The 15,646-nt window shown below is 43.6% G+C and carries 17 protein-coding genes and 1 tRNA gene; 2 read left to right on the top strand and 16 right to left on the bottom strand.

The annotated features are described in order from the left end of the window. Positions 1-21: 21 nt before the first annotated feature. The 10 genes from BN6539_RS05550 to BN6539_RS05505 form a co-directional block, all read right to left on the bottom strand. Positions 22-621, bottom strand: a complete 600-nt coding sequence (locus BN6539_RS05550) for a hypothetical protein (protein WP_067534900.1) — start codon at positions 619-621, stop codon at positions 22-24. A 345-nt stretch (positions 622-966) separates the two neighbouring features. Further along, positions 967-1,431, bottom strand: a complete 465-nt coding sequence (locus BN6539_RS05545; RefSeq protein ID WP_067534897.1) for a hypothetical protein — start codon at positions 1,429-1,431, stop codon at positions 967-969. A gap of 11 nt (positions 1,432-1,442) precedes the next feature. Continuing rightward, the gene (locus BN6539_RS05540; protein ID WP_067534894.1) at positions 1,443-1,697 is read right to left on the bottom strand and encodes a hypothetical protein; all 255 of its coding nucleotides are present in this window, start codon (positions 1,695-1,697) and stop codon (positions 1,443-1,445) included. Between the two features lie 4 nt (positions 1,698-1,701). Next, positions 1,702-2,331 carry a GntT/GntP/DsdX family permease gene (locus BN6539_RS05535; RefSeq protein ID WP_067534890.1) on the bottom strand — a complete coding sequence of 210 codons (630 nt, stop codon included), beginning with the start codon at positions 2,329-2,331 and terminating at the stop codon, positions 1,702-1,704. Between the two features lie 65 nt (positions 2,332-2,396). Further along, positions 2,397-3,245 carry a BKACE family enzyme gene (locus tag BN6539_RS05530; RefSeq protein WP_067534889.1) on the bottom strand — a complete coding sequence of 283 codons (849 nt, stop codon included), beginning with the start codon at positions 3,243-3,245 and terminating at the stop codon, positions 2,397-2,399. A gap of 18 nt (positions 3,246-3,263) precedes the next feature. Next, positions 3,264-4,190, bottom strand: coding sequence for a DAPG hydrolase family protein (locus BN6539_RS05525; RefSeq protein ID WP_067534886.1), 927 nt, complete (start codon positions 4,188-4,190; stop codon positions 3,264-3,266). A gap of 168 nt (positions 4,191-4,358) precedes the next feature. Continuing rightward, complete coding sequence (locus BN6539_RS05520; protein WP_187375457.1) at positions 4,359-4,931, bottom strand: TetR/AcrR family transcriptional regulator; 573 nt, start codon at positions 4,929-4,931, stop codon at positions 4,359-4,361. Between the two features lie 391 nt (positions 4,932-5,322). Then, positions 5,323-5,398 (bottom strand) — tRNA-Lys (locus BN6539_RS05515). 195 nt (positions 5,399-5,593) lie between these two features. Further along, positions 5,594-6,775, bottom strand: coding sequence for a M20 family metallopeptidase (locus tag BN6539_RS05510; RefSeq protein ID WP_067534880.1), 1,182 nt, complete (start codon positions 6,773-6,775; stop codon positions 5,594-5,596). A gap of 196 nt (positions 6,776-6,971) precedes the next feature. Further along, positions 6,972-7,700: a beta/alpha barrel domain-containing protein gene (locus BN6539_RS05505; protein WP_067534877.1), complete on the bottom strand. Its 729-nt coding sequence runs from the start codon at positions 7,698-7,700 to the stop codon at positions 6,972-6,974. Positions 7,701-7,847: 147 nt separating this feature from the next. Here BN6539_RS05505 and BN6539_RS05500 point away from each other — a divergent pair, with 147 nt between their 5' ends. Both BN6539_RS05500 and BN6539_RS05495 read left to right on the top strand, forming a co-directional pair. After that, the gene (locus BN6539_RS05500; protein WP_067534872.1) at positions 7,848-8,099 is read left to right on the top strand and encodes a TIGR03905 family TSCPD domain-containing protein; all 252 of its coding nucleotides are present in this window, start codon (positions 7,848-7,850) and stop codon (positions 8,097-8,099) included. Further along, positions 8,092-9,267 carry a cation diffusion facilitator family transporter gene (locus BN6539_RS05495; protein ID WP_067534869.1) on the top strand — a complete coding sequence of 392 codons (1,176 nt, stop codon included), beginning with the start codon at positions 8,092-8,094 and terminating at the stop codon, positions 9,265-9,267. Before BN6539_RS05500 ends, BN6539_RS05495 begins: the two co-directional genes overlap by 8 nt. Positions 9,268-9,350: 83 nt before the next feature. Here BN6539_RS05495 and BN6539_RS05490 read toward each other — a convergent pair whose 3' ends face one another. The 6 genes from BN6539_RS05490 to BN6539_RS05465 are packed head-to-tail and all read right to left on the bottom strand — an operon-like array spanning position 9,351 to position 15,537. Next, positions 9,351-10,502, bottom strand: coding sequence for a DHHW family protein (locus BN6539_RS05490; protein WP_082907364.1), 1,152 nt, complete (start codon positions 10,500-10,502; stop codon positions 9,351-9,353). An 8-nt stretch (positions 10,503-10,510) separates the two neighbouring features. Next, positions 10,511-11,920, bottom strand: a complete 1,410-nt coding sequence (locus tag BN6539_RS05485) for an MBOAT family O-acyltransferase (protein ID WP_067534864.1) — start codon at positions 11,918-11,920, stop codon at positions 10,511-10,513. Beyond that, the gene (locus BN6539_RS05480; protein ID WP_067534857.1) at positions 11,907-12,905 is read right to left on the bottom strand and encodes a transglutaminase domain-containing protein; all 999 of its coding nucleotides are present in this window, start codon (positions 12,903-12,905) and stop codon (positions 11,907-11,909) included. The genes BN6539_RS05485 and BN6539_RS05480 overlap by 14 nt, the downstream gene beginning before the upstream one ends. Positions 12,906-12,918: 13 nt before the next feature. Beyond that, positions 12,919-13,404 (bottom strand): DUF4358 domain-containing protein, encoded by a 486-nt coding sequence (locus BN6539_RS05475; protein ID WP_067534856.1) that lies wholly within the window; start codon positions 13,402-13,404, stop codon positions 12,919-12,921. After that, entirely contained in the window at positions 13,404-14,846 is a 1,443-nt protein-coding gene (locus BN6539_RS05470; protein ID WP_067534851.1) for a HAMP domain-containing sensor histidine kinase, read from the bottom strand. Before BN6539_RS05470 ends, BN6539_RS05475 begins: the two co-directional genes overlap by 1 nt. Beyond that, a complete protein-coding gene (locus BN6539_RS05465; protein ID WP_067534850.1) occupies positions 14,839-15,537 on the bottom strand; it encodes a response regulator transcription factor in 699 nt (232 codons plus the stop codon). Before BN6539_RS05465 ends, BN6539_RS05470 begins: the two co-directional genes overlap by 8 nt. Positions 15,538-15,646: the final 109 nt, after the last annotated feature.

Here is a 15,646-nt window from a genome sequence, read left to right as displayed (position 1 = left end):
CGCGGCTGGCAGTTTTGTATCTTATTTGCTCGGTTGATAATACAGGTCGATGGTTCCAGTGTCAAACACCGTTCCTATATAATACGGATTCCGGTCTTCTGTTGCGCTGAATCCAGCGCCGGTAAGCAGCTTGCCGACCTTTGCTGAGACAGGCTCTGTGGTACAGAGGTTTGTCGAATAATTATATGTCAGAGATGTGCTAGGGTATCTGTCAGTCGTAGATTTGACGCCCTCTGCTGTATTGGCCAGTTTCATCGGGACTATGGCGTCCTCGATAATCAGCATCGGCGAACTGGCCCCATAAAAAGTTCTGAAGGATCCGCTCTCATAAAAATCCACTTGGATCTGATATTTGAGCTTCGCGACTGTTTTGCCTGTCTTTCTGTCTTTCATCTCCATGGTCCTGGTGAAAATAGACGGGCGGATGCCATTGACTTTTGCTGGCGCTGTCGAAGTTTTGGCTGCGGCAAAATCCACGCAGTCAGTGTCGACAATGTTTGGCTCCGCATTGTGATGGAGTTCAAATTCGGCGGTATTCGCGCTGTTCTCACTTACTCCTGCAAATACAGGTATCGACATTGCCATCAAAACAGCTGCAAAAATACAAAAACCTCGCTTCATGATTATCACACCCCTTTGTCTTATGTGAACTAAATACCCTTATGTATCATTTGAATTTTCTGATTATTTATATTGTACCAGTTTTCATACACGGCGTCAATGTACATTACCTATATGTACATCTATAAATGATGTTTTATAGTTATTATATATCTATAGACTTCCTGTTTTTCTATTACCGAAAACCAACCAGCAGAACCTTCCCCGATAGAAAAATAAAGAGGTTGGGGATAATGGTAGCTTTGATTTACTTTCTGGATACCCGCCAAAGGACGCCAACAATTAGCAGAAGACTTTATAGACATCCGTCATTTTATTCAGAAAAATGCACCTAGTATATCTTTACTAACTTAAGCTAGGCGCAACGATATATATTAACGCTGCGACAATTGCTGCAATTAATGGAAGAATACATAAAATAAGGAACATCGGCATGTATCCTTCTTTATGGCTCAGTTTTGTCATAGAAAGAATAATAACAATCATGCCGTTAAACGGCAAGGTTTCAAAAGAAACAGATGCGATTGTAGCTACCCTATGAATCATCTCTGGCGTCAATATTCCTGCATTTGCCGCTGATCCGCCTGCTAAAAGCGCTGATGCTAAAATCGGCAGAATGATCGTCATCCCCGCTGGTGGGGAACTTGTTAATGCCACCAAAATGACGATTGCAACTACAACAATTAAGATCGGATGTATTGGCAGATTAACAGTGCTTCCTGCCATTGTCTGAAATGCCGTTGTAGCGGCAACAACGGCAGCGAATCCTGAGATAACAGAAATATTGAACAACGCGCCTGCAGATGTCATTGCACCTTCGTTTACTGTGGCAAGAATCTTCCCACCTCGCTTTGTCCCTTCAGGTAATCCCACATATTTGACGAATTTTCCATCAATACTAATGCAACAACAATACCTGCGGAAAGTGCAATAGAAATATCTAGTTTAACAAAAGCAAAGAGAATGAACACTACAATCATTGGCAGCAACGCGATAAAAAAGTTTGGTTTTTTGTCTCCATCAAACTCGGGGACAGATGGCATATCACCGTACTCGAAATGCGCGCCTTTTCTCATATCCCTAATACATAGAACAGAAGTTATCGCCCAAGCTCCAACTCCGATAATTAAAGTTGCAACGATACCTGGAATAAGACCTGCTGTTGACGATGTATGCAAAATAGACATTGGAATGACATTCTGTACAACAAGGTGCACCAGGGCAGACTGACGCTGCTGTAGCAAACATTAGCATGCCTGGAATATACTTTCGTGGCATATTCAGTCTTTTCCATACGCGTACAACAATCGGAAAGGTCGTATAGAGAACAATGAATCCATCGATGCCACCCAGGCAAAGTAAAACAGATAGTACAACGATAATTGCCACTGCAACACGTACTTTATTTTCTCCCTGTGCACGGTCAACGAATGCTTTGATAAATCCATCAGCCAGGGATTCTGCAGCGCCAGTCTGAGTATATACCTTTCCCAAAATAGTGCCTAGCAAAATTATAGGCAACAGCATGCCCAATACTGACATCATACCTGAAACATATGTATCAGTGAATGCTTCTACGGGATTCAGTTGGTTAAAAATTGCAACAACTACACAAGCGATTGGAGCCAATATAATTGTGTTAACATTTTTAAAGGTTAGAAACAAAATAATACAGAAACCAATAATGATTCCAATTAATCCTAACGTCATTTTTTTCCTCACTTTCTAAAATCCTGCAGTATGATTGCTACAAGATTATTTTTTATTCACAGCCCCTATTTTAAACTAAGAAGCACACGTGCCTCATCCGATGTCGCTACTTCACAGCCATATTCTTCAATTACACGTCTTGCTCTTGCAATGAGCTGCATGTTACTTTCAGCCAGTTGGCCTTTACTATACATTACGTTGTCTTCCATACCAACGCGAATGTTTCCTCCTGCTGCAATTGCCGCAAACATTACTTCCATCGCACCTTTTCCAATACCGAATGCACTCCATGTTGAACCAGGCACAGTCTTGTCCATGATTTTTTTCATAAACAAAAGCTCGTCCATGGTTGCGCCAATCCCGCCAGCGCATCCCATACAAAACTGGAAATGAAGCGGTGCCTTAAGAACACCTTTTTTCAAATAATGTGCCGCATCATAAATCATTCCTGCATCAAACACCTCGACTTCAGGCTTTACACCACTTTCCTGCATGGCTATACCCATCTTCGTCAAAAATGCAGGATTGTTGTTAAAAACTCCGCTGTGCATCCAGTTCATAGTTCCGCAGTCGAAGCTCGCCATCTCAGGTTTTAACGTTTTGAACGGCGCCATTCGGTTTTCTTGTGAATTAGTGATTCCACCGGCTGCGGTAAGGTTTATGATAATATCACAATCAGGATGATTTTCATGTAGTAAATCCATCACGTCCTTAAAAATTCTGACTTCCATCGAATCATTTCCATCTTTGTCTCGAATATGAACATGTGCTACGGCTGCGCCTATTTTCCAGCACTGGTAGATTTCTTCAGCAATTTCTTCTGGCTGCAACGGCACATTAGGGTTATCTTCTTTTTGGGGCCAGGCACCTGTAGTTGCAACAGTAATGATCCTCTTGTTTTTCAAATCTCCCATTCGTAAGGTACCTTCCTTTTATTTGCCGGGAGCGTCAACTTTACCATGGTACATGTTATATACCTCTGGAAGAAATGTAGAAAGATTAAGGAACTCTTGTACAGTATGTCGGTACATTAACCATACATTCTCTTCCATGTCAAATTCTTCAGGCATATCAACAGTTACAACCTCGCCGTCTTTGATTGTCTTTCCCACCCAGAAACGACTTCTAAGTTCGCAGCCTCCTTCAACCGGTCTAATTGTATGTAGAAATGTATTAAAGGGAACTTTGTGATCTGGATCTTCAGTCTTGATTTTTGCTGCTTTTTCGGGTCCGTAAATAAAATCAAGCAAGCCACTCATCCATAAACACGTTGCCATTGCATGTGCCTTTACTGGCGAAACCATTACCTTTAACATGTCCAAGCCATACTCCTCCGGAGAAAAAAATCTAATGCACACGTCACCTTTGTCATGTACACCATGAAACCCTTCCACTGGAAAATGTTCTTTATTCCAATTACGCGTTTTCAATGATATACCACTTGCATCTGTAAATGGATAAGGATCTTTACAAATACATTCCATATGTTCCGTAGGGAACCACATAGCCAAACGGATTGTCTCAAGCGAATGCCAGCTGAACCACCAATCAAACATCTCCGGGGTTGCATTTGGGAAGAATTGTCTGTTTGCAACGAATCCTGAACCATCTTCCATTACGCAATATCCTTCTTCCATCGATTGATCGCCTGGCAGAAACATATCGCTCCTGTTCTCAATTTTAAGTGCCAACTGAGGATTTGCCATTCCTCCATTTAAAATGTCCAATCTGCGCTGATCAATTTCTGGCATTGGACGATTAAAAATTTCAGCTAATGGGCTTTTCTTCTCCTCCTCTGATAATTCAAATCTTTCTCTGCTTTGTAAATATTCATTTGTAATAGTGGGAAATCTAGACATGATATACTCCTTTCTCAATTCTGCTGATTGAATATTAGTAAGTTCATTTTATACATTTCCTCATTAAATGAAAGTACAAACAAAAAGAGTACGACCCATTATGTTACAGTGGCGTATCTTTTGTAACATAATGTGCCGTACTCGTGTTATCGTTTTTCCTTTTAATATTTATATTTTGTAAATTTTCCCATATAGGATATCCCCGCAGATTTTAGTAATGCTCTCACATGACAATTCTGGTTTTTCTATTAACCAAAATGTATATATACCGATGAAGGATGACACCATGATCTCCACCACAACATCCAAATCGTAATCAAATACTTTTGATTTTGCCGTTTTACTCTTCAAATTTTTTCTCATACAAGATTTCCATTTAAACACAAAGGACGGATCTCCATTTCTACCGAGCAAAGTTGCAAAATAGTCTCTATTTTCATCAATATAACAAACTGTTTTATAGAGCAAAGGTAATTTCTTTTCAATATCATTTTCTAACTGATTAATAAAATAATCTGATTTATTAATTTCTTCGATATTTTCAAGAAGCCTATCTTCAATAGTCTGTAAAATTTGGTATTTGTCATCATAATACCTATATAAATTGGTTCTGGATATGCCTGCAGTTTCACACAACTCGTGTATAGTAATTTTTTCCAATCCTTTTTTCTTATAGAGCTGCATAAACGTGTCTTCAATCGTTCGGATCGTCATCATTCGATTATGTTCTTTTCTATTCACACCATGCTTCCTCCTGAAAACAATCTTGTTCATATTGTACCACATGACAACTGATTAAAAAACTGCAATCTTATTTATAATGGTCGTATTAAAGTTCATATTTTTTTATTGTACCCACAGGGGCTTCGCAGCCTTGCCTCCGCACGCCTGCCGTCCCGCACCTCCCCCTTCGGTCGGCTTGCCTTTTTCGCGCGACTTTAGTCGCAATGCGAAAACGGACAGCGAAGGGAACGGATGTGACCGTAGGAGTGAATGAAGTGAACGTTGGACCGCTCCTTACTCGCCAGTCCACCAGACTGTCTCGCTTCGCAGTCACGCCCTTTCGGGTTCGAACTCCCGTTCCTAATTACAGACATAGAAAAACAGATACCAAATGGTATCTGTTTTTATGTGGTACACCAACAGGGGTTCGAACCCTGGACACCCTGATTAAGAGTCAGGTGCTCTACCAGCTGAGCTATTGGTGCACATCTTATTCAGTTCTGTGCTCTTTGGCACATTTGATATCTTACCATTTTATGCATACATTGTCAACAACAATTTGTCCAAAAATGGATTTTTTTATTTCCGTAGAATAGCATTGATCAAAACGGAAGATTTTATACTCATCCAGATTATGGATTGGGACCGTCAGACTTTAACGGTCCCTCATAATTAAAGCTTTATCTGCAATAACCGATAGCCGTCAAACCATAGACTCTTGCCGCATTTTCGATATCTTCTATTTTGATATACTCGTGAATAGAGTGGGCAACACCCAGATCTCCCGGTCCCATGACGATGCATTTGCTGTCTGTCACACTGCTGATTGCACCGGCATCGCTCCAGGCAGGAAAAGCGGTAACTTCTCCGCTCCAGAGGGTTTCAGCCATAGCTGACTGTACAGACAAAACCAGCGGGTCATCCTCGTCGATACAGAAAGGAACGTGGGGCAGCAAATTTTCGCCTGCAAAGACGTCGTTCACGTCAGCCTCAAACCTGGCATCCTCTTGATGCAGCGCCTGGCAAAGCAGATTCAGTTCTTCGTAAACCTGCGAGATGGTTTCGGTTGGAACACAGCGTCTGTCCAGCTTAATCAGACACTCGCCTGCCACAGTGCTGGGCTGGTCTCCCCCTTCGATGCGGCCGATATTAATCGTCGGCACTCCAAGTACCGGATATTCTCTCGTGTTCAGCAGCGGTACATATTCCTCATAGATTCTATTGATAAAACGGGCGGCCATTTCGATGGCGTTGATGCCGTGTTCCTTATCGCCTCCATGAACCTTGTGCCCTTTGACCTTGACGTCAATCCACTCCAAACCCTTGTGACCGATGGCAATCTTCATATCCGTCGGTTCTCCCATGATAGTGCCCTCACAAATCGGGCCATTGTTGACCAGATATTCTACGCCTCTGCCCTGCTCCTCTTCATCGGCAAGGCCGGCAAAGACCACATCGCCAGGCAGAGTGATTCCTGCACGCCGAAAAGCGATGAGAACGGCCATCATCGCCGCCACAGGACCTTTCATATCGCAGGCTCCTCTTCCATAGATTTTACCTTCTGCAATGCGCCCACTGAAAGCATCCGCCATGTCGTAGGCAGGCACTGTGTCGATGTGACCAGAGAGCATCAAAGATCTGCCCTTTCCGCCGCCTGCAATTCTGCCATATACATTATATCTGCCTGGTTTGATTTCCACTAACTCGCTTTCAATACCTTCTAACTGAAAAACATCGTAGATATATTGTGCAATTTCCTGCTCTTGATTCTCCATAAAAGAATAGCTGGGGATTTTAATCATATCCGAGGTCAGCTTTGCGACATCTACCTTTTTTAACTCCTCTATAAAACGTTCTCTCATTGTAAACCCTCCCATGGTGAACCGTGCTGACTTTCCCTATCTACTCATCATTTTAGCCAATCCTGCTCTGCCAGTCAAGACAAGCTTTATAACCAATTCCGCATGATATGAACACGCTTTTATCATCTTCTCCTTTATATAGCAAAGCGCCCCCAATGATTGGGCAGCGCTAAGTTCATAAATAGTTATGTACGGTCTAAAGCAGCTCCAACATATTAATCAGCTGCTGATCCTCCTCCGGCGGACTTTCTACTCCCTCCGAAGCTTCACGATAAGAGTCCATCACGTCTCCAAAGATTTCTGCCGTCGAAGGCGGCGTATAGCTGATTGTATTGGCTCCAGCGCGGATGGTCTCCAGAATCGTTTCGTCAGTCGGCCCTCCCGTGGCGATGATCGGTACTTTTGGGTATTCCGCTCTGATGTCCCTCACCAGCTGCGATGTCTTTGAGGCTGCAGAAACGTTGAGTATTGAAACCCCCGCCTCAAGTCTGGCATCGATGTCTACATTATCATTTATGACCGTGGCGATAATCGGTATATCAATTACCTTTCTGATCAAAGCGATGTTCTCATTGCTCATCGGCGCGTTCACCACAACGCCAAAAGCCCCCTGTGCTTCTGCGTCCTTAGCAATCAAAGCGGAACGAAAACCGTTGGTCATACCGCCGCCAACACCGACTAAGACGGGGATTGACGAAGCGTTGATTATCGATTGCGAAATAATTTGCTGCGGTGTAAACGGGTAAACGGCCAGCACTGCATCTGCGTTGCAATTTCGAATAATTGCGATGTCTGTTGAAAACAATACGGATTTCATTCTGCGCCCCATGACTACGATGCCTTTCGCCTGCCAGATTACTTCCGGTATCTGCAGTGATTTGGCTCGCAAGGTCCCACTTATTCTTGGTATTTCTTTATCTCCCATTAGACCCCTCCATAATCAGTATCCTAAATAACGATAAATCATTATACACCGTACAAGAAATGAATTCAAATGATTTTTCCTTTCATATTGTTTGTTTTTTGTGTTATACTTGTATTATTTGAATAAATGAAAGGAGACATAGTGAACATGGCTTACAGATATAAAACAAAGGGTACTTGTTCCGTATATATCGACGTCGATATGGACGGAAATGTGCTTAAGAATGCCGTTTTTCACGGTGGCTGTAATGGAAACCTGCAGGGCATCAGCGCTTTGGTAGAAGGTCAGACATATGAAGAAATCAAGGCAAAGCTCTCTGGCATCAAATGTGGCTTCAAATCCACCTCATGTCCGGACCAACTCATCAAAGCGATGGAAGAGGCAATGAGAAATGAATAATTTCCTTTGCAGGATATTTGTCAAAGACTACGAGAACACAAAGGATCCACAGGTCCGGGAGCGCTACGGAAAATTTGCGGGAGTCGTAGGCATTCTGTCAAATGTCATCCTCTGTGCTGCCAAAATCCTCGTAGGCGCCATCTCAGGCAGTATTGCCATCATCGCCGATGGAATCAACAACCTGGCAGACGCATCCTCTTCCATCATCACCCTGGCAGGGTTTAAGCTGTCCTCCCTGCCTGAAGACAAGGAGCATCCTTACGGTCACGCCAGAATCGAATATATTTCAGGTATGATCGTTTCTGTCCTCATCGTGGTCGTGGGTATTGAACTGATCAAGTCTTCTGCAGACAAGATTATGCATCCTTCCCCGCTGGAATTCAGCTGGTCCATTATCGTCGTACTGCTGCTTGCAATCGCCATCAAAATTTGGCAGGCGCTGTTCAATATTAATATCGGCAAGAGAATTAATTCCCTTACTTTGACAGCCACTGGTACAGACAGCAGAAACGACGTAATCGCCACCACCGTGGTTCTGATCAGCATCATCGTCGGCAAACTGACCGGGCTGCAGATCGACGGCTACATGGGCTGCCTGGTAGCGCTCTTCATCATCTGGTCCGGCATCGGCCTGGTCAAAGAGACCATGAGCCCGCTGCTGGGTGAGGCTCCTGATCCTGAACTGGTGAACGCCATCAGCGATATGGCCCTGTCCTATGACGGCGTCCTGGGCATACACGATTTGGTAGTGCACAACTACGGCCCCGGCAGAATTTTCGCATCCATCCACATCGAAGTCGACGCGGAGGCCGATATGATGGAGAGCCACGATATGATCGACAATATAGAAAGAGAGATGGCTAAAAAGCTGCATATCGAAATTACCGGACACCTGGACCCTGTCAGAACCAACGACCCGGTTGTCAAAAAAATGGTGCAGCTGACCAGTGAAGTCGCTGCACAAATCGACGGCGTATCCAACATTCACGATCTGCGGATCGTCACCGGCCCCACCCATACCAATGTCATCTTTGATACGGTAGTAGCTTCTAACTGCACGCTGTCATTGAAAGAAATACACGAGGCTTTCCAAAAGGCTGTCAAGACAGAAGGCGACAATTACTTCGTCGTCATCAACTTTGATAAACCTTACACCAGTCAAATTTAATGCAATGAAAAACTGCCCTCATACAAAGATGGGCAGTTTTCTATTGCCAATGTATATCGATGTGTATCCGTACTGTGTCAGTACTAGGAGAGAATATCTCCTCCATTTTGCAGCACAGAAATGTTTTTGTCTTTCGTCATATCTGACATACTGTACAAGACCAGCAGGTCCGTAATATGATTTTCTTTCAGATATGCTTCTAAATTTCCACTGAAATACCGCAGATCCACCATGCAGACCTGATCAAAATCTTCCGCCGCAAAAGGTGCGAAGGCGTTGGCAAAAGAATCCTTGATAATTAGAAGATTTCTTCCAGTCTTTTTGCCAGTTTTTATTTCCAATCTGCCGTAATTGCCGCCAAAAAATACAGCATACTTATCTTTTTCGTTGACATACTTTTTCTGATAAATACCTCCGATGTCTTTATTATCGGCAATGACATGCCAGTTCTCCTGTGCAGAACCGATATAAGCAGTGACCTGGTCTCTGGTTCCGTCGTCCCAAAGCACCTTTGAATAGAGCGTACCTTGGAAATCGCTGGACAGCACCTCTTTCTTCAGTTCTTTTAATGAGGCGTCTGATTTTCCCATCTTCCGCCTCCATGCACCATAAGCCAAACGAGCGCCTTCTGTCGTCCAGTGGTGGTCGGTCTTGTAATAGATCTGACTGCCTTTTTCTCCCTTAAAAGCGGCATACAAGTCGACATAATTGAGATTTTTCAATTGCTCTGCCGCTTCCTCAGCAAAAGAGGTTTCGTCAAAAGGTCTCGCGCCTGTGGGCAATTTTCTGTTCATGATGGCAGCCGTCGTCGGCACTAAAATGACGGATTTTGATATTCCCTCCGGCAGACTCTGGCAGAATTCCTTAATTGTCTGCAAATTGGCCGTAAACAATTCCCTGTCTGCATCTTCTTCAGAAATCTTTTCAATCAGATATCCGTCTTTGCCCAAATACACACCGTTTAAATCTTTACTGAACAGAGCCAGCTTGGATGCAGTCTTTAAAGTAATCCAGCTATTCCGAAAGGGAAATTGATCGTCTTGATAATTCTGGAATGTCTCTTCAAACTCTCCTGACAAAATACTCGCTGCCGAAATCTGTGGTTTCTGCTGCAGATATCGGTTTTCATTTTCAGAAAAAGACTGATCTCTCAGCATCCAGCCGCCAATTCCCAGGGTAAGGAGGAACACAGCGAACAAAATGATCGTCGTCAGATTATCTATTTTTTTCATCATGTGACCTCCTAAAATCTAAAGTAAAGAAATGGGTTATAGGTATCGCTTACGAGAAAAGCTGTGGACAGCAGAAGAATCAGCAGCAAAAAAACATTCTTCGCCGCCACGTAAATCGTCGGTTTCCCGGACAGCTTCTGCAGCCCTTTTCCGGCTATCCGCTTTGGTAACCCTGTAGAAGCTAGGGCCATAATGCAGAGGCTGGCTCCGCTGGTCATCAGAAAGTACAGCGATCTCTGATCTGCAAAACCCATAGAGCCAAACATGGCCCTGAGATAGGTAAGAAAAGACAAACCTGAACTTTCTGCAAAGATCACCCAACCCAAGACGATGAGGAAAAGGGCGTAAAGATGCTGTATCCAAGCAGGAAGTTTCGCCAGATATTTCAGCAGCAAAACCTTTTCCAGAATCAACAGCAGACCAAAATAGATACCCCACCAGAGAAAGTTCCAACTGGCGCCGTGCCAGAAGCCTGTCAGCGCCCACACAATCATGATGTTGACACATTGCCTGACGAGACCTTTTCTGTTTCCCCCCAGAGGAATATAAAGGTACTCTTTAAACCAGGTGCTGAGGGAAATATGCCATCTGCGCCAAAACTCTGTAATGCTCTTTGCTATATAAGGGTAGTTGAAGTTCTCTAAGAATTCAAAGCCCAGGAGCTTGCCCAACCCGATGGCCATATCCGAGTAGCCCGAAAAATCAAAGTAAATCTGAAAAGTAAAGGCAATCGCACCCAGCCAAGCTGTAACAGCGGGCAAATGCTCCATGTTCATAGATGAAATTTCCGTCCAGAGCAAACCAGCCTGATTGGCTAACAGCACTTTTTTGCCCAGACCGATGATAAATCTGCGTACCCCTTCAGCGCCCTGTTCCAAACTGTACTTTCGAGAACGCAGCTGCTCTTCAACGGTAACATATCTGACGATGGGTCCGGCGATCAGCTGCGGAAAAAGGGTGATATAGGTTGCAAAATCTAATATATTGCGCTGCGGGCGCACTTTACCCCGATAGACGTCAATTACATAGGACATCGCCTGAAAAGTGTAAAAAGAGATGCCGATTGGCAGTGTAAGCTGCAGCAGCCCAAAAGATGAGCCGATGAGTTCATTTATATTCTCGATTAAAAAATCCGCGTATTTAAAGCAGCCGAGAATCAAAAGATTCCCAGCTACTGAAAAAGCAAGTGTCAGCCGCGACGGCCTAGTCCCGCCTTTTAGATGACCCATAACCAGACCGCTTCCATAATTGAACAGAATGGATAGGACCATGACTATAATATATCGCGGTTCCCCCCAGCCATAGAATACCAGGCTTGCCGCCAAGAGAAAAGCATTGCGCCATCTTCCCGGGCATAGATAGTAGACGAATAATACGGCTGGAAGAAAAGTAAATAAAAATACAGTACTACTGAAGACCATCGATAATCTCCTGCAGTTTGTTTATAATTTTCTGACTGGCAGCGTCTGCTTCGCCTTCGTCGTTAAAACTATCCACGGTAATTACGTAGACATTTTTAGAACCGATAGGCAGCGTTGGATTTGTATATAGATCACCATCACCATTGGCAAAGGCTGAGGTAATGTAATCTGCCACATTCTGGGTGTAGCCGGCAGAATTCTTTAATGTAAAGGTAATCGTCTTTATCCCCTTATCCAGCTGCTGCTTTATGTATTTTGGCAGGGCATAGACGTCTTTCAGTTCTTTCGCTTCATTGGCGAGATAACAATACTTGGTGCCGTCTGCCGCCGGAATGACCTCGTGGTTCCAAGGGTAACTGCCGTCATCTTTTACACTGTCTGGAACATTAAAATTGGTGTAAGCAGGCTTTCCATTTGCTCCTCCGTCGAAGGTCACATCGCTGTGATACCAATCCCCGTCAAGCTTAACCAGATTCCAGGCGTGCTCCCCTTCTTCCGTTGAGTGGATAATCTGATTTTCAATCCCCAGCAGATCCATAAACAACTTAAAGGTAGTTGCATTTCCGACGCAAATAGCCTGGTGATATTTGAGAACGCCATAAGGCAAGTGACTGTACTGGTCGCCCGCAGAAATCGGTGCCAGGTTTTGATCATTATATGCCACATACGCTACCTGCCAGTCATAAATTGCTTTTTCTTTTTCGTAATCTGACATGCCGTCTTTGATATTTTCCTTAATGACCTCCTTCGCCTTCTCCAAAACATATTTTTCCTGTTCGTTCAGTCCGTCTGTCTTGCCGGACTGATAAGCTTCAACCACTTTGCTGTCATCGTAGATGTCGTGAATATCTCCTGCTGACGCTACGTACTGCTTTACGGTATCTGCCAGTTTCGTGTTCTGTACGAACAAAACGGCTACCCCCACAATCAAAGTCACTTGCATCGCAATGCATACAATGATAAATACCTTATTCTTCTTCTCCATACTCTGCTCCCTTTTAACGCAATACCTCTCTCATCGCATTGATGATATCATCTGCTTTATTAGAAATAACTAAAATTACATATTGCTGCTGCACCACTACTTTACCGTTTTCAATTTTTGATACTTCCTCCGGCTTGTAGTTTTGAAAATCCTGCAGACGTTTCTCCAGTCTGGCTTCCATATATTTTTTGATGCCGTTTACATCACTGCTGTCTGCTACGTGGACGACAGAAATTTCATCTGCACTGCCTCCGCTGGATGCATAAGCGATTACCCCGTCGTCCACTTGCTCCTTGGAGAAATTATACAGCCTCTCAAAATTTTCGCCATAAGCATCTTCGTCATAGTTAACTGTGGTGTCGATGTCCGCTGACTTTACTTTTTCCAAAGCCGTCTCCACAGCTTTCACACATTTTACAGAGTCATTCTGATTTCCGCAGGCTGTAAGTGCCAGCAGTAAAACAGCAGTCAATGTAAAAACAATTGCTCTTTTTTTCATTAATTCTTGCTCCTCGCTTCCTTTGCTTCTTCTTTGTTGTCCTTTGTCGTCTCTATCGCCATTGGAAAAGTTATTTCTACCGTAAAGATATGCTCTTCCTCTGTATAGCGGAATATTCCCTGCAAATCGCTGCAGATTCGTTCACAGGTCTTCAAGCCGATGCGCGTGCTCTCAACCTTCTTCGCCTGCTCCAGAATATGATTTTCAACGACAATTTTGACGATTGTCCCATTGAGCGCAGCTTCCACGCGAATGTCTTCTCTTTTGTCGCCGTATTTCATAATGTTAGAAAATACATTGTCGAAGAGTCTCCGCAGGCCGGATATATCTGTCATCACATTGACTTCCTCTGGTATCGTATATTGGAAATCCACCTTGTAATCGTAACTGATGGCCTCTGCGCAGTGCTCTGCCAGCAGCTGCTGGAACAGGATGCCGGCATCATAGCTCTCCAGGGTTCTGTCACTGCCCTGATTGCCGAAGACCAGAAAATACTGAAACAATTTATCCGATAGATCCTTCAACTGAAAAGACTTATCCCTGCAGGAAGCGATATATTTGTCCAGTTCCTCCTGTGATTTGTATTTCTTTCCTTCAATGATATCGAGGTAGCCGATCATGGATGTGAGAGGCGTCCTGATATCGTGGGACATCGCTGTAATCAGCTGTGTATTTGCCTCCCAGGCCTCTTTTTCGTTCTGATGTTTTTGAATGATGGAGTTTCTCATATTATCCACACTAGTAGACAACGTGCCAATTTCATCATTGTGGAAGGAGTGAATTTCGTAGTCCAGTTTTCCATCACTGACCTGCTGTACTTCAGATGCTAATGTAATGATACGGTTCAACGTCCTCTTGTTGTAGATCAGAATTGTTGCCAATAAAGTGAGAAAACAGAGCACCACGGTCACCAGAACCATGATCTCATGAAAATGCTGTTCCTTATACACATCTATAAAGACGTAATATCTGCCGTCTGCAAACTCAATAATTCGGTTTTTGGCATCTGTCAGAAATGTATCCTCTGTCACCATGTCGCCTTTGATATCGCTGCTGCTCAAATCATTATTTATCGGTGCGTCTTCATTTGCCAGGGGATCATTCTGATTATCTGAATTGGAACTGCCCCACCAGCCTTTCTCAAAAACATTGGTTTCGTCATTGTATATAAAGAAGTAAGTATACTTCTGTTCGTTCAGCCAATTGGTCAGAGCGTCTCGGTCCGTGGCTTCGACGTTGTATTTTTTGATGTAGCTTTCCAGGTCGTCATAAACAGCCCCCACGTTTTTTTCTATCGCCTTATCGCTGGTATAATAAGTATTGGTAATATGCGTTTCAAACCACGTACAGAAAAGATACATGCCAAATGCCAAAACGATGCCGGCCAGAATCGCTACCGTCATCTTGAGATTGAGAGAAATAAATCTTTTTTTCCTATTCAACCTTATACCCCTTTCCCCATACGGTTTTGATAATCTTCGGATTGTTCACGTCTTCTTCTAGTTTCTTTCTCAAGTTCAGCACATGTACCATGATGGTGTTTCCTGCGGAAGGGAGATACTTTTCTCCCCAGACGCCTTCGTAAAGGTCCTTGTTCTCCACAATCTCACCCTTGTGTTCCATAAAAAACTGCAGAATGTCAAATTCTTTATCTGTCAAAGCGATCTTCCGATCACCTTTTAGGGCAGATCTGGTCTTTGTGTCGATGGAAATGTTGCCGCCGATGGTCGGCCTGGCCTTCGGGGCTGATTTTCCCTGATATTCTTTATAGCGGCGCAGCAAAGATTTGACCTTCATCAACAGCTCCGTCTGCGAAAAAGGCTTTACCAGGTAGTCATCGCCGCCTTCGGTATAGGCTTCTACCTTGTCCTGATCCTGTGACTTTGCCGTTAGGAAAAGCACCGGAACGGGAGACTTCTTTCTGATGTATGCGCAGACTTCTACGCCTGACATCCCAGGCATCATAATATCCAATATTACTAAGTCTATATTTTTGTCTTTATCTACTTTCTTAAGGGCCTCTTCTCCATCTTCCGCCTGGTCCACAGAATAGCCTTCACTTCCGAGCAAAACTGACAAGACCTCTCTGATATTGGGGTCATCATCAACAATTAAAATTCTGTTCTGTTCCATAAAAATGTCCTTTCTGTTCCCTTTTGCACATACATTTTATACCGTATCACTGAAAAAATATATAGATATCGTGAGAATTAAGAATTTTTAAGAATTACAAAAAGACCCC

The sequence above is a fragment of the Emergencia timonensis genome, from assembly GCF_900086585.1.
GTDB classification, from domain to species: Bacteria; Bacillota; Clostridia; order Peptostreptococcales; family Anaerovoracaceae; genus Senimuribacter; species Senimuribacter timonensis.
Note: the sequence above shows the minus strand (reverse complement) of the source record. Positions and strands in the feature narration are given on the sequence as shown.